At 30.3% G+C, this 14412-nt stretch carries 12 protein-coding genes; 11 read left to right on the forward strand and 1 reads right to left on the reverse strand.

Going from position 1 to position 14412, the window contains the following annotated elements; genetic code table 11:
• Positions 1 to 101 precede the first annotated feature (101 nt).
• The 7 genes from HMPREF2578_RS06605 to ltaS all read left to right on the forward strand — a co-directional run bounded on the left by HMPREF2578_RS06605 (position 102) and on the right by ltaS (position 6784).
• A complete protein-coding gene (locus HMPREF2578_RS06605) occupies positions 102 to 695 on the forward strand; it encodes an anthranilate synthase component II (protein WP_017175960.1) in 594 nt (197 codons plus the stop codon).
• On the forward strand, positions 679 to 1821 hold the full coding sequence (locus tag HMPREF2578_RS06610; protein WP_019834927.1) for a chorismate-binding protein: 1143 nt from the start codon (positions 679 to 681) through the stop codon (positions 1819 to 1821). The genes HMPREF2578_RS06605 and HMPREF2578_RS06610 overlap by 17 nt, the downstream gene beginning before the upstream one ends.
• Positions 1822 to 2430 carry an aminotransferase class IV gene (locus HMPREF2578_RS06615; RefSeq protein ID WP_019834928.1) on the forward strand — a complete coding sequence of 203 codons (609 nt, stop codon included), beginning with the start codon at positions 1822 to 1824 and terminating at the stop codon, positions 2428 to 2430.
• Between the two features lie 53 nt (positions 2431 to 2483).
• Entirely contained in the window at positions 2484 to 2690 is a 207-nt protein-coding gene (locus HMPREF2578_RS10865; RefSeq protein WP_049379636.1) for a hypothetical protein, read from the forward strand.
• A 41-nt stretch (positions 2691 to 2731) separates the two neighbouring features.
• Entirely contained in the window at positions 2732 to 3436 is a 705-nt protein-coding gene (locus tag HMPREF2578_RS06620) for a 5-oxoprolinase subunit B family protein (RefSeq protein WP_019834929.1), read from the forward strand.
• Positions 3436 to 4440 carry a 5-oxoprolinase subunit C family protein gene (locus HMPREF2578_RS06625; protein WP_019834930.1) on the forward strand — a complete coding sequence of 335 codons (1005 nt, stop codon included), beginning with the start codon at positions 3436 to 3438 and terminating at the stop codon, positions 4438 to 4440. Before HMPREF2578_RS06620 ends, HMPREF2578_RS06625 begins: the two co-directional genes overlap by 1 nt.
• A 406-nt stretch (positions 4441 to 4846) precedes the next feature.
• On the forward strand, positions 4847 to 6784 hold the full coding sequence (gene ltaS / locus HMPREF2578_RS06630; RefSeq protein WP_019834931.1) for a polyglycerol-phosphate lipoteichoic acid synthase LtaS: 1938 nt from the start codon (positions 4847 to 4849) through the stop codon (positions 6782 to 6784).
• A 287-nt stretch (positions 6785 to 7071) separates the two neighbouring features.
• Here ltaS and HMPREF2578_RS06635 read toward each other — a convergent pair whose 3' ends face one another.
• Positions 7072 to 7890 carry a ZIP family metal transporter gene (locus HMPREF2578_RS06635; RefSeq protein ID WP_019834932.1) on the reverse strand — a complete coding sequence of 273 codons (819 nt, stop codon included), beginning with the start codon at positions 7888 to 7890 and terminating at the stop codon, positions 7072 to 7074.
• Positions 7891 to 8000: 110 nt separating this feature from the next.
• Here HMPREF2578_RS06635 and HMPREF2578_RS06640 point away from each other — a divergent pair, with 110 nt between their 5' ends.
• From HMPREF2578_RS06640 to HMPREF2578_RS06655, 4 genes are all read left to right on the forward strand, one after another.
• Complete coding sequence (locus HMPREF2578_RS06640; RefSeq protein ID WP_070508325.1) at positions 8001 to 9881, forward strand: ABC-F family ATP-binding cassette domain-containing protein; 1881 nt, start codon at positions 8001 to 8003, stop codon at positions 9879 to 9881.
• A gap of 13 nt (positions 9882 to 9894) precedes the next feature.
• Positions 9895 to 11673, forward strand: a complete 1779-nt coding sequence (gene recQ / locus HMPREF2578_RS06645; protein WP_019834933.1) for a DNA helicase RecQ — start codon at positions 9895 to 9897, stop codon at positions 11671 to 11673.
• Between the two features lie 189 nt (positions 11674 to 11862).
• The gene (locus HMPREF2578_RS06650; RefSeq protein ID WP_019834934.1) at positions 11863 to 12819 is read left to right on the forward strand and encodes an ABC transporter ATP-binding protein; all 957 of its coding nucleotides are present in this window, start codon (positions 11863 to 11865) and stop codon (positions 12817 to 12819) included.
• 3 nt (positions 12820 to 12822) lie between these two features.
• Positions 12823 to 14337, forward strand: coding sequence for an ABC transporter permease/substrate-binding protein (locus HMPREF2578_RS06655; protein ID WP_070508326.1), 1515 nt, complete (start codon positions 12823 to 12825; stop codon positions 14335 to 14337).
• Positions 14338 to 14412: the final 75 nt, after the last annotated feature.

Consider the following 14412-nt stretch of genomic DNA (forward strand, 5'->3'; position numbering starts at 1 on the left):
ATATTCATATCTTAAAATCAAGTGCTAGTTTATAGAATATTAAAAAAAGCGCTTATATAAAATTGTATTTTAATATATTATTTTGAAGGTTGGAAATAATTATGATTATAGTCATAGATAATAATGATTCATTTACATATAACTTGATTGATTACATAAAAACAAAAACTTCTCATTGTGTAAAGGTAATAAAGGTAACAGAAGTGACTGTAGCATTACTTGAAGAATTAACAATTGAAGCTATTGTCATATCTCCAGGTCCGGGAAAACCAAGTGACTATCCAATTTTGAAAAGCGTTTTAGATAGATACGCCTCATCGGTGCCTATATTAGGTATCTGTTTAGGGTTTCAACTCATCTATGAATATTATGGAGGGGAAATTATGCATGGGCCAAAGCCCGTTCATGGTCATACAACACCTATAATGCATACAGGTAAAGGACTTTTCAAACAGTTACCTCAAAATTTTAATGTCATGCGTTATCATTCTTTAATTGCTAATAGGCAACAATTACCTTCTCAATTAAATATTACAGCTACAAATAATGAAGGTATTATGATGGCATTTGAACATGATACACTACCTATTTTTGCAGTACAGTATCATCCTGAATCTATATTAAGTGAATATGGTCATCAGCAGATTCAATACTTTATAGAGAGAGTAGGAAAAACACATGAATATTACGTTTAATTACCGTTATTATACTAATGAAGATGACTACATCAATTATCAATTGCGATTTGATCAATATATTTCAAAATCAATTGCCTATTCTTTAGAAGAAGTAGGTGAAGTTATTCAATTTGCTGAAGAACAACAGAAAAAGGGGCATTATGTAGCGTTATATTTAACTTATGAATCAGCGCCATTTTTTAATAATCAATTAGAAACGTATCACTTAATAGAAAAAGAAGTATACGCTGCTGCATACGCTTTTAATCAACCCTTAAACTCTGATAATAATAAGGATAATATACAATATCATTCAGTACATCATTTTCAATTTCAAGAAAGTGAAGAACAAATGAGAAGAAAAATTATTAAAATACAAGAAGCTATTACAGAAGGAGATACTTATCAAGTTAATTATACTACTCGTTTATCCAGTAAAGTACATTATCCTATTTCAACGTTATATACCTATTTAACTCACAACAATAACGGTGGCTATACAGCTTTATTAGATACCGAAGAAGTAAAAGTTGCGTCAATTTCTCCAGAGTTATTTTTTCAAAAAGGTACGTTTAACAATAAAGCAAACATTATTGTTAGTAAGCCGATGAAAGGAACAATGCCACGTGGGAAAAATAGTGTAGAAGATCAGTTGAATTATGAAGCATTAATGTATTCTCATAAAGATAGAGCAGAAAATGTAATGATCGTTGATTTATTACGTAATGATATGTCAAGAATTTCAAAAACTGGAACCATCGAGGTTTATAAATTGTTTTTTATTGAAACGTATCAAACCGTATACCAAATGACAAGTATGGTAACAGGGCAACTAGAAGATGCTATATCGCTTCATTCAATTTTAACAGCAATGTTTCCATGTGGATCTATCACTGGTGCGCCTAAACAAAGTACAATGACTTATATCAAACATTTAGAAACCAGTCCAAGACATATTTATTGCGGCACAATAGGTTTAATGTTACCAGATGATAAAATGATTTTTAACATTCCAATTAGAACAGTAGAATATCTAAATAATCTGGCTCTTTACGGGGTAGGTGCGGGAATTACTATTGATTCTGTTCCATTAAATGAAATTCAAGAATTTCGAGACAAAACCAAAATATTGGAGGAGTTATGATTGAAATTATTTGAAACAATGCGACTTAATCATGGTCATATACCAAGGTTAAACTATCATACGCGTCGTCTACGTCAATCTTGTTCGCAATTAGGTTTTCAGTTTTCAGAGATTGCTTGGTATAGTTATATTGAAAATTTAAAACAAAATTATAATGATCACTTATATCGTTTGAAAATAGAAATTGATAAAGACGGACAATTTACCCACGTTATTCAGCCATTATCTTCTAAAGACATTTTTACTGCACGTTTTAAAAAGTCTAATAATGATTATCCACAAAAATTTATTATAAATAAAACAACAGAAAGAACATATTTAACGCATAATCATGAAACAGATTTGATACTACTGTATGATGATAGTGGTAAAATTTTAGAATTTGATATTGGAAATATTATGATTAAAGAAAATGGAAACTATTATACGCCACGATATAATAAAGATTTTTTACGAGGATGTATGAGAGAAAGTTTATTAGAAAATCATAAACTTAAGCTGAAAGATTATACTAAAGATGAATTAATGATAAAACTGGAAAATGAAGAAGTAGAAGTTTATTTGCTGAATAGTCTACGTGAAGTTGCTCGGGTATCTATTTATATATAAAATACATTTGATAAATATTGTGAAATTTAATTTAGTTAATAATGGAGAAGATTATGGCATTATTATGGTTAATACTTATCGTACTACTCAATAGTTTAAGTAAATATATAATCAATCGATATTTGAAGGATAATCTAATCATGCTACCGCGTATTGTAGGCACAATGACTGTGTTGTTTCAATTTGTACTAGTATATCTTTTAATTCAGTCCATCATGCCATATGCTACGCATTTATTAAATTTATTTTATCATCAATAAAATAGATTCAAATAATTTAGAATGTAATAAGAGGTGCAATAATGAAAATTTATAGTCAAGGAGACCAAGCGATTATTATAGATATTGAACAAGAAGTCGCTGAAGATGTAACAAAAAATTTAATTGCTGTACGTACACATTTATTAAATAAAGACTTACCTTTCATCACTGATATTGTACCTACAGAGTCTAGTATGATGATTTGTTATGATGCTCGAGATATGATTAAACATTATAATATTTCATCGCCATTTCAATATATGAAGGCACTTGTAAATTCAATTCAGACTGAATTAGAACATATCGAAAATAAACAAACAGCGTGTCATTTTCATAATATTCCTGTGGTTTATGGTGATCAATTTGGACCTGATTTAGAGGCTCTATTAAAATACTATCGTCTATCCAAAGAGGAATTTATTCAACTTCATTCAAAATCACATTACTTTGTCTCTATGATGGGATATTCCCCAGGCTTTCCTTATTTAACAGGAATGAATGAAAAATTATATGTTAATCATACCAGTCACAAGAAAAAAAGAGTACCTGCAGGTTCTGTCATTATTGAAGGGAAAAAATGTGGCATTGTAACGACAGATACTTATAACGATTGGTTAGTCATTGGCTATACCCCAATTAAATTATTTTCACCAGAGCGCGATAACTTTAATTTATTAAAATTAGGAGATAATGTCTTATTTCATCCTAAAAATCCAAATGATACTGAATTAGGAGATTTTAAATAATGTCAATCATAATAGAAAAACCTGGACTTTTTAGCACGTTCCAAGACTTTGGACGCCAAGGGTATGAATATGAGGGAGTCATCCCTGGCGGTGCATTAGATACATTAGGACATGAAATTGCGAATCGTCTTGTAGCAAATGATAAAAACGAAGCAACTTTAGAAATGACACATATTATGGCGAAAATTAGATTCACAGAGCCTACTTTAATTGCCTTAACAGGTCATCACTTTGAAGCGTGTACAGAAAATATGAAAATTAAACCTTATAAATTGTATTTAGTAGAAAAAGGAGAAGTATTGTCTTTCAAAGAAACGAGTACAACATCTCGTGTTTATTTAGCTATTGGAGGAGGATTTAAATTAGATTCTTGGTTAAATTCAACGTCAACAGATTTAAATGTTGGTGTTGGAGGGTTTCATGGAAGAACACTTCAAGAAGGCGATGAAATTGAAATGAAACGTGATTATACATCACGACACCGTAAACTTTTTGAAAATTTAGCACATCAGCGAACAACAAGTTGGGGAATTGATGGTTATGCTTTATCGTTTAATTATGTTTCTGATGTATTTCATGTCATTGCTAATAAAGGAACAAATGATTTTGATACTGAAACACAACAAACATTTATACATGGAGAGTACAAGGTAACGAATAAGTCTAATCGTGTAGGGATGTTATTAGAGGGTCCTAGTATTAAAGCATATTATGAAGATATGCCTGAGTATCAACCAGTAAAAAAGGGCACTATTCAAGTAAAACGTGATGGTACACCTATTATTTTATTAAATGATCATTACACTATTGGAAGTTATCCACAAATAGGTACTATAGCAAGCTATCATTTAACTAAACTTGCTCAAAAACCACGAGGATCTCGTTTGAAATTTCAATTTATAGATATTGAAACGGCTGAAAAAAATACTGTGAAGTTTAGTAATTGGATGAATCAATTATTTCACGGTATCGAATTTCGAATGCAATTAGAAATGTTAAAATAAAAAATATCATCAAAATATTGAATATTAATATTTAATGATATTTTTTAATGTAAAGGTATAGGACTATAGTCTGATTAAATTGAATAGATTAGACGTTATAATATATCAATCAGTTTAATAGTTTAGAAATGATTAGGTATATAAATGGAAAGGCTAAACTTGAGCTTTTTCTTGATAAATAAGTAAAAATACTTTATATTTATATATTGAACTATGAAGTATTATTACAAAAATATTACAAAATTCGCATTTTTTTAATAAATAGTTAACAATTAAATGTAGTGATAAAAAAGGTTCTTTTATTAAATAATAATTAAAAATTTTATTGTTTTAAAAACATATTAAATTTTAAAAATAGCATTCGTAAATGGCCGTATTTGAATAACTATAAACGGAGGAAACATTCATGAGTTTACACAAAAGAAAAATAAGTCTTTTTGCGTTTTTCTTAATGACTGTATTTACAGTAACATTGAAAACGTATTTCTCATACTATGTAGATTTTTCTTTAGGTGTTAAAGGGTTAGTTCAAAATTTAATACTATTGATGAATCCATATAGTTTAATCGCGCTTATTTTAAGTATCTTTCTGTTCTTTAAAGGTAAGAAAGCATATTGGTTTATTTTTATTGGAGGATTCTTATTAACATTTTTACTCTATGCTAATGTTGTTTATTTTAGATTCTTCTCAGACTTTTTAACGTTTAGTACATTAAATCAAGCGAGTAACGTTGAATCGATGGGGGGCGCAGTAAGTGCCTCTTTTAAATGGTATGACTTTGTGTATTTTATAGATACTATTGTTTATCTGTTTATTTTAATTTTTAAACGAAGTTGGTTAGACAAACGTGTATTTAGTAAAAAGTTTGTACCAGTAGTGATGGCAGCATCAATTGCATTGTTCTTTTTAAACTTAGCTTTTGCTGAAACTGATCGCCCTGAATTATTGACTCGTACATTTGATCACAAATATTTAGTTAAATATTTAGGTCCATATAATTTTACTGTATATGATGGTGTTAAAACGATTCAAAACAATCAACAAAAAGCATTGGCTTCTGAAGATGATTTAACTCGTGTTTTAAATTATACGAAACAAAAAAATACAGAACCAAACTCTGAATATTATGGTATTGCTAAGAAGAAAAATATCATAAAAATACATTTGGAAAGTTTTCAAACATTTTTAATTAATAAAAAAGTAAATGGTAAGGAAGTTACACCTTTCTTAAACAAATTATCGACTGGTAACGATGACTTTAGATATTATCCAAACTTCTTCCATCAAACAGGACAAGGTAAAACTTCTGACTCAGAATTTACAATGGATAATAGTTTATATGGTTTACCACAAGGATCTGCGTATTCATTAAAAGGAGATAACACATATCAATCTTTACCAGCAATTTTAGATCAAAAAGAAGGTTACACTTCTGATGTGATGCACGGGGACTACAAAACATTTTGGAACCGTGATCAAATTTATAAACATTTTGGTATAGATAAATTTTACGATGCAACATATTATGATATGTCGGATGAAAATGTCGTGAACTTAGGCTTAAAAGATAAACCTTTCTTTAAAGCATCAGCAGAATATCAATCTAAAATGAAACAACCATTTTATTCTCATTTAATTACACTAACTAATCATTATCCATTTACTTTAAATTCAGAAGATGCAAGTATTGATAAGCCGAATACAGGCGATTCTACTGTAGATGGATATATTCAAACGGCTCATTACTTAGATCAAGCTTTAGAACAGTATATTAATGATTTGAAAGCAAAAGGATTATATGATGATTCAGTCATTATGATTTACGGTGACCATTATGGTATTTCTGAAAACCATAACAATGCAATGGAGAAATTACTGGGTGAGCAAATTACACCAGCTAAATTCACAGATTTAAATCGTACTGGCTTTTGGTTAAAAATTCCTGGTAAAAATGGTACTGTAGATGAAACATATGCTGGGCAAATGGATGTGATGCCTACTATCTTACATTTAGTTGGTATTGATTCGAAGAATTATTTAATGTTTGGTACAGATATGTTATCTAAAGATCATAATGATGTAATTCCATTCCGTAATGGTGATTTCATCACAAAAGATTATAAATTTGTGAATGGTAAAGTATATTCAAATAAAAATAATGAATTAATAACAACGCCACCTAAAGATTTAGAAAAAAATAAAAAACAGGTGGAAAAAGATTTAGAAATGAGTGACGAGGTATTAAACGGCGACCTATTCAGATTCTACAATAATCCAGATTTTAAAAAAATTAATCCATCAAAATATGACTACAAAATAGGTCCTCATGGAAATCAAAAATAATTCAATATTAGAGAGTGTATAAAATAAACATTCTATATTAAACGCCCGTAGATAAGTTTTATCTACGGGTTTTTTATCGTTGCATTAAAAATCAACAAAAAATGAGAGTGGGACAGAATTCATTTTGAATTCGTCGTTATACTGCGACAACACATTCCTAAATTACGTTGGACGTAGACTTTCTTATTGAAAGTTTTTTGTTGGGGTCCCGGGACTAGAATTGACTGTCAATATATTAAAAAAGCCTAAGACCATTTAATATGTCTCAGGCTTATTCGTTAATTTAATTATCCTAATGATACGTCTAATATCATCATTATCATAAAACCAAGCATTAAGCTTAATGTAGCTAAATCTGTATTATTACTCGATTGAGAATCAGGGATAAGCTCTTCTACAACTACAAAAATCATTGCTCCTGCTGCAAAAGCTAATGCATAGGGTAGTACTGGAGTGATAAAAATAATTGCAATGGCACCTATAGTTGCAAAAATAGGTTCTACTATGGCTGATGCTTGACCATAATTAAATGCTTTAAAACGTGTTGCACCAGCGGCTCTAATCGGCATGGATAAAGCAGCTCCTTCTGGAATATTCTGAATACCAATACCAATTGCTAAACCAAGGGCTCCAAAAAAGGTAGCTTGTCCATTTCCAGTTGCAATTCCACCAAATGCTACGCCGATTGATAAACCTTCAGGAATATTGTGTAAAGTGATAGCTAATACTAGTAAAGCATTTTTACTTAAAGAAGTTTTAACGCCCTCTCGATATTGACTTTTATCACCGATTTTTTGGTGTATATGTGGAATGACTGCATCAAGTCCTCTAATAAACACACCACCTAGAATAAAACCAATCGCAGCAGGTAACCAAGCAGGTAAATGACCATTTGTACCATAATCAATGGAAGGTTGTAATAAAGACCAAAAACTTGCAGCAATCATAATTCCAGCGGCAAAACCTTGCATAGAAGTTAGGATTTTTTTGTTTACAGTCTTGAAAATAAAGACTGATGCAGCACCTAAAGCGGTTAATAACCAAGTGATAATACCGGCAATAAGCGCTTGAAGATAAGGCGGTAAATTTTCGAAAAAGTCTATCATATCTATTTCTCCTTATATCATTTAGCATTAAAAAGGTGTATAATATATAGAACTGAATTAAGCTTATCAGAAATATATTGAAATTTCGATATTAAAAAGGAAGTAAAAATATGGAAGCGTATAAAATAGAACAACTAAATAAATCATATGCGGATAAAGTTATTTTTGATGACTTAAATCTCTCTATTTCTGAACATGAAAAAATTGGACTTGTAGGTATAAATGGTACTGGTAAAAGTACTTTATTAAAAGTCATTGGTGGTTTAGATGAAGATTTTTCAGCCGATATAACTCATCCTAATCAGTATCGCATTCGTTATTCTTCACAGAAGCAAAATTTAGATGGTGATATGACAGTATTTCAAGCTGTTCTAAGTTCCGATACAGATACGTTACGTATTATTAAAACATATGAAGAAGCTGTGACTATATATACAGAACATCAAAACGATGCGAATTTTAAAAAAATGATGGAAGCTCAAGAACTTATGGATCAACACCATGCATGGGATTACAATGCTGAAATTAAAACTATTTTATCAAAATTAGGTATTAATCATACGACTAAAAAAATTAAAGAATTATCAGGTGGACAACAAAAACGTGTTGTCTTAGCTAAGACACTTATAGAACAACCTGATTTGTTATTGCTAGATGAGCCTACAAACCATCTAGACTTTGAATCAATTAACTGGTTAATTAACTATGTTAAGCAATATCCACATACAGTTTTATTTGTTACACACGATCGCTATTTTTTAAATGAGATTGCTACACGTATTGTGGAATTAGATAGAGGAAAACTTAAATCTTATCCAGGAAACTATGAAGATTACATTGCAATGAGAGCTGAAAATGAAGTGATTGAACAAAAACAACAAGAAAAACAAAAGGCACTTTATAAACAAGAACTTGCATGGATGCGTACAGGCGCAAAAGCAAGAACGACAAAACAACAAGCTCGAATTAATCGATTTAATGATTTGGAGTCAGAAGTTCAATCTCATCATCAAAAAGATAAAGGTCAACTCAATCTTGCTTATTCTAGATTAGGCAAACAAGTATTTGAGTTAGACCATTTAACGAAAAAGATTCAAAATAAAATATTATTCAAAGATGTAACAGAAATTATTCAAAGTGGTCAAAGAATTGGTATCGTTGGACCAAATGGTGCAGGGAAGACGACAATGTTAAATATTTTAAATCAAGATGATACTGATTATTCTGGAGAATTAAAAGTTGGGCAAACTGTAAAAATAGCCTATTTTAAACAAACAGAAGAAACTTTGGATAGAGATATACGTATGATTGACTATTTGAGAGAAGAAAGTGAAGTGGCAAAAGAAAAAGATGGCACTTCAGTTTCAGTTACTCAATTGTTAGAGCGATTTCTATTTCCGAGTGCTACTCATGGTAAAAAGATTTATAAATTATCAGGTGGAGAGCAAAAACGATTATATTTATTGAGATTGCTTGTTCATCAACCTAATGTCCTGTTACTTGATGAGCCAACCAATGATCTTGATACTGAAACATTAACAATTTTAGAAGACTACATTAGTACCTTCGGAGGATCAGTAGTTACTGTAAGTCATGATCGTTATTTTTTAAATAAAGTAGCACAAGAATATTGGTATATTCACGGTGGCCAATTAGAACGTATTATTGGAACATTCGAAGATTATGAGGCCTATAAAAAAGAAAAAGATCGACAGGATACACTTGAAAAACAAGCTCAACAACCTAAAACTAAATCAAACGCTCGTAAAAAAACGGGACTGTCTTATAAAGAAAAACGTGAATATGAAGCTCTAATGGAACGTATTGAAACGACAGAACATAAACTAGAGCAGATTGATGCTGAAATGGTAGAAGCGAGCACTGATTACGCTAAAATAAAAGAATTAAATGAAGAAAAAGAACATCTAGAGCAATCATATGATGTAGACATCACGAGATGGAGTGAATTAGAAGAAATAAAAGAGCAATAAGGGGAATGTAAGTATGGAAGCAACTTTGTCACATTATTTTGGTTATGATACGTTTAGACCAGGTCAAAAAGAGATAATTTCTAAAATATTAAATCATCATAATGTATTAGGTGTCTTGCCTACAGGTGGTGGTAAATCAATATGTTATCAAGTACCTGGTTTAATGTTAGGTGGTACAACGATAGTAATAAGCCCATTGATTTCTTTAATGAAAGACCAAGTGGATCAGTTAAAAGCAATGGGTATCGAAGCAGCCTATCTAAATAGTAGTCTAAATAAAAAGCAACAATCTGAGATTGAAAATAAGTTAATAACTGGTGACATTCAATTTTTATATGTGGCACCTGAACGTTTTGAAAGTAACTATTTTTTAAACTTGCTTAGTCAAATTGACATTCACTTAATTGCATTTGATGAAGCTCACTGTATTTCAAAATGGGGACATGATTTTAGACCGAGTTATCAAAGCGTCATAAATAAAGTGTTTACACTACCTCAAGATTTTACGATTGTAGCTCTTACAGCTACAGCCACGGCCGAAGTTCAACAGGATATTATGGAAAAATTAAATATCCAAAAAGAAGATGGAATTAAAACAAGTACCAAAAGACGTAATCTCATTTTTAAAGTAAATTCAACATATCAAAGACAAAAATTTGTTATTGAATATGCTAAAGCTCATAAAGATCAAGCAGGTATTATTTATTGTTCTACACGTAAACAAGTAGAAGAATTACAAGAATCTCTAGAATCTATAAATATTGCTTCTGCTATTTATCATGCAGGTTTAACAAATAAAGAAAGAGAAGAAGCTCAAAATGACTTTGTATACGATCGTATTAAAGTTGTTATCGCAACAAATGCATTTGGAATGGGTATTGATAAATCTAATGTTCGTTATGTTATTCATTACAACATGCCTGGAGATCTTGAATCATACTATCAAGAAGCGGGTCGTGCAGGACGAGATGGCTTAAAAAGTGAATGTATTTTATTATTTAGTGAAAGAGATAAAGGATTACATGAATATTTTATTACTGTTTCGCAAGCAGATGATGATTATAAAGATAAAATGGGCGAGAAACTAACTAAAATGATTCAGTATACTAAAACGAAAAAGTGCTTAGAAGCGACAATTGTACATTATTTTGAACCGAATGCGCGTCTAGAGGAATGCGGTCAATGTAGTAATTGCATTCAACAAAATAAAACTTATGACATGACCAATGAAGCAAAAATGATTATTAGTTGTATCGCACGCATGCGTCAACAAGAAAACTATCATGTTATTATTCAAGTGTTACGTGGAGAATTAAGTGATTATATTAAATACAATCATTATCATCAACTTACAACACATGGATTGATGAAAGACTATACTACTTCAGAGTTAAGTCATTTAATTGATGAGTTACGGTTTAAAGGCTTTTTAAATGAATATAATGAAATTCTAACGTGTGATGAAAGTGTGAAAGAATTATTGAATAATGATGTCACAGTGTATACGACGCCATTTAAACATAAAAGTAAGGAAAAAGTTTTCATTAATACAATAGAAGGCGTTGATCGTGCTTTATATAGTGAATTAGTAGAAGTTCGCCGTCAATTAAGTGAAAAGTTGAATATTGCGCCTGTGAGTATTTTTTCTGACTATACATTGGAAGAGTTTGCTAAACGTAAACCAGAATCTAAACAAGAAATGATTGCGATAGATGGTGTAGGAAGCTATAAGTTAAAACATTATTGTCCTAAATTTCTTGAAACAATCCAATCATATAAAACGAATATCTAACAAAAAATTAAATATGACTTAATAAAACAACTTAGAAGCTAGAAAAATGTTTTAAGTTGTTTTATTTTTTATTGTTAAAAAATAATTAGTATTTAAATCTATTAAGTATGAATTTATCAATAAACATGATTTAATAGAAAATAAGCAATATAAATTTTATAGTGATGTGAAGGAAATGAAGGTGACAAGATGATAGAGTTTAAAAATGTAACAAAACGTTATGGAACGAATGTTGCAGTTGATGATGTGAGTTTTAAGATTAATGAAGGAGAATTTTTTATTTTAATCGGACCTTCAGGTTGTGGAAAAACAACTACTTTAAAAATGATTAATCGATTAATACCGTTAAGTGAAGGATACATTTATTTTAAAGATAAGCCAGTGAGTGATTATCCAGTTTATGAGATGCGTTGGGATATTGGATATGTACTACAACAAATCGCATTATTTCCACATATGACGATTAAAGAAAATATCGCACAAGTTCCTCAAATGAAAAAGTGGAAAGACAAAGATATTCATCGACGTGTAGATGAATTATTAGATATGGTTAGATTAGATCCAAATACATACCGAGATCGTAAACCAGATGAATTATCGGGAGGACAACGTCAACGTGTAGGCGTGGTAAGAGCATTAGCAGCTGATCCTCCAGTAATATTAATGGACGAACCTTTTAGTGCGTTAGACCCCATTAGTAGAGAAAAATTACAAGATGATTTATTAGAATTACAAACGAAAATTAAAAAGACAATTATTTTTGTAACACACGATATACAAGAAGCAATGAAATTAGGAGATCGTATTTGTTTATTAAATGATGGTCGTGTTGAACAAATTGACACACCTGAAGGATTCCAAGAGCATCCTAAAAATCAATTTGTTCGAGAGTTTATGGGCGATCACTTACATAAAGATATCAATAATTCAAAAATCTCCGATCTAAATCTTACAAGAACACTTACTGAATATGACGAAAAACAAGGATACCCAATTATAAAAGATAGTATGAAACTTCAAGATACTTACGAGATACTTGCTAAACATGAAGCAGTCATTGTAGAAAATAATCATGCTTTAACACAGTCATTATTAAGAAGAGAAGATGTTTTTGACTATCTATCTAAAAATGATAAGGAGGGTTAAAGCATGAACGAATTTTTAACAACGCTCAATGATCGTAGAGGAGAATTACTAAGAACAATTTTTGAGCACATACAAATTTCTTTTATTGCTTTATTTATCGCAATTTTAATTGCAGTACCACTTGGTATTGCTTTAACTAAAATAAAGCGTTTATCTGAAGTTGTAATGAATATTGCAGCGGTATTACAAACTATTCCATCCCTTGCTTTACTTGGATTAATGATTCCAATTTTTGGTATAGGAAAAGTTCCAGCAATTATTGCATTAGTAGTATATGCGCTATTACCTATTTTAAGAAATACATATACAGGTATTAAAGAAGTAGAGCCTTCTCTAACAGAAGCAGCCAAAGGTATCGGTATGAAACCAATGCGACGTTTAACTAAAGTCGAGTTACCTATTGCAATGCCAGTCATTATGGCAGGTATACGTACAGCTATGGGGCTTATTATTGGTACAGCTACATTAGCTGCATTAATTGGAGCAGGTGGATTAGGGGATTTGATCTTATTAGGCATTGATCGTAACAATACAGCACTTATATTGATTGGCGCTATTCCAGCTGCATTATTAGCTATTTTATTTGATTTTATATTGCGTTATATGGCGAAATTATCTTATAAAAAACTTCTTATTACACTAGGTATTATTCTATTAATTATCTTACTTGTTATTGTTGTTCCACTCTTTGGTAAAAAAGGTGCAACGATTACTATGGCAGGAAAATTAGGTTCTGAACCTTCAATTATTACGAATATGTATAAAATATTAATTGAAGAGGAAACACATGATACAGTTAATGTTAAAAGTGGTATGGGTAAAACCTCATTCTTATTTAATGCGTTAAAATCAGACGATATAGATGGGTACTTAGAATTTACAGGTACAGTACTAGGAGAACTTACTAAAGAGGATCTAAAATCTAAAAAAGAAGCTGATGTATATCACCAAGCTAAAGCAAGTTTAGAGAAAAAATATGATATGACGATGCTTAAACCAATGAAATATAATAATACCTATGCGTTAGCTGTTAAAAGAGATTTTGCTAAACAATATAATTTACAATCAATTGGTGATTTACGTAAAGTACAAGGTCAACTTAAACCAGGATTTACTATGGAATTTAAAGATAGAGATGATGGTTATAAAGCAGTAGCTAAAAAATATAACTTGAATCTTTCTAATATTAAACAAATGGAACCTAAACTACGTTATACGGCAGTAGAGAAAGGTGACATTAATCTTATTGATGCGTATTCTACAGATGCTGAATTAAAACAATATGATATGGTAGTACTTAAAGATGATAAACATGTTTTCCCACCTTATCAAGGTGCTCCAATGTTTAAAGAAAAGTTTCTAAAAGAACATCCGGAAATTAAAAAAGCTTTAAATCAATTATCAAATAAAATTACGGATGAACAAATGCAAGAAATGAATTATAAAGTGACAGTGAAAAATGAAGATCCATATAAAGTTGCTAAACAATATTTAGAAAAAGAAGGATTGGCACATTAAATTTGTAAAAAGCTCATAGATACATTTTATCTATGAGCTTTTTAACACATAAAGTATAAATCGATAATTTATGGT

This window comes from Staphylococcus sp. HMSC072H03, assembly GCF_001809305.1.
Classification (GTDB): domain Bacteria; phylum Bacillota; class Bacilli; order Staphylococcales; family Staphylococcaceae; genus Staphylococcus; species Staphylococcus hominis.

Excerpts from the sequence above, each read along its gene's own strand:
- HMPREF2578_RS06605 (WP_017175960.1), top strand. The coding sequence starts at position 102 with ATGATTATAGTCATAGATAATAATGATTCATTTACATATAACTTGATT.
- HMPREF2578_RS06610 (WP_019834927.1), top strand. The coding sequence starts at position 679 with ATGAATATTACGTTTAATTACCGTTATTATACTAATGAAGATGACTAC.
- HMPREF2578_RS10865 (WP_049379636.1), top strand. The coding sequence starts at position 2,484 with ATGGCATTATTATGGTTAATACTTATCGTACTACTCAATAGTTTAAGT.
- HMPREF2578_RS06620 (WP_019834929.1), top strand. The coding sequence starts at position 2,732 with ATGAAAATTTATAGTCAAGGAGACCAAGCGATTATTATAGATATTGAA.
- HMPREF2578_RS06625 (WP_019834930.1), top strand. The coding sequence starts at position 3,436 with ATGTCAATCATAATAGAAAAACCTGGACTTTTTAGCACGTTCCAAGAC.
- ltaS (WP_019834931.1), top strand. The coding sequence starts at position 4,847 with ATGAGTTTACACAAAAGAAAAATAAGTCTTTTTGCGTTTTTCTTAATG.
- HMPREF2578_RS06635 (WP_019834932.1), bottom strand. The coding sequence starts at position 7,890 with ATGATAGACTTTTTCGAAAATTTACCGCCTTATCTTCAAGCGCTTATT.
- HMPREF2578_RS06640 (WP_070508325.1), top strand. The coding sequence starts at position 8,001 with ATGGAAGCGTATAAAATAGAACAACTAAATAAATCATATGCGGATAAA.
- recQ (WP_019834933.1), top strand. The coding sequence starts at position 9,895 with ATGGAAGCAACTTTGTCACATTATTTTGGTTATGATACGTTTAGACCA.
- HMPREF2578_RS06650 (WP_019834934.1), top strand. The coding sequence starts at position 11,863 with ATGATAGAGTTTAAAAATGTAACAAAACGTTATGGAACGAATGTTGCA.
- HMPREF2578_RS06655 (WP_070508326.1), top strand. The coding sequence starts at position 12,823 with ATGAACGAATTTTTAACAACGCTCAATGATCGTAGAGGAGAATTACTA.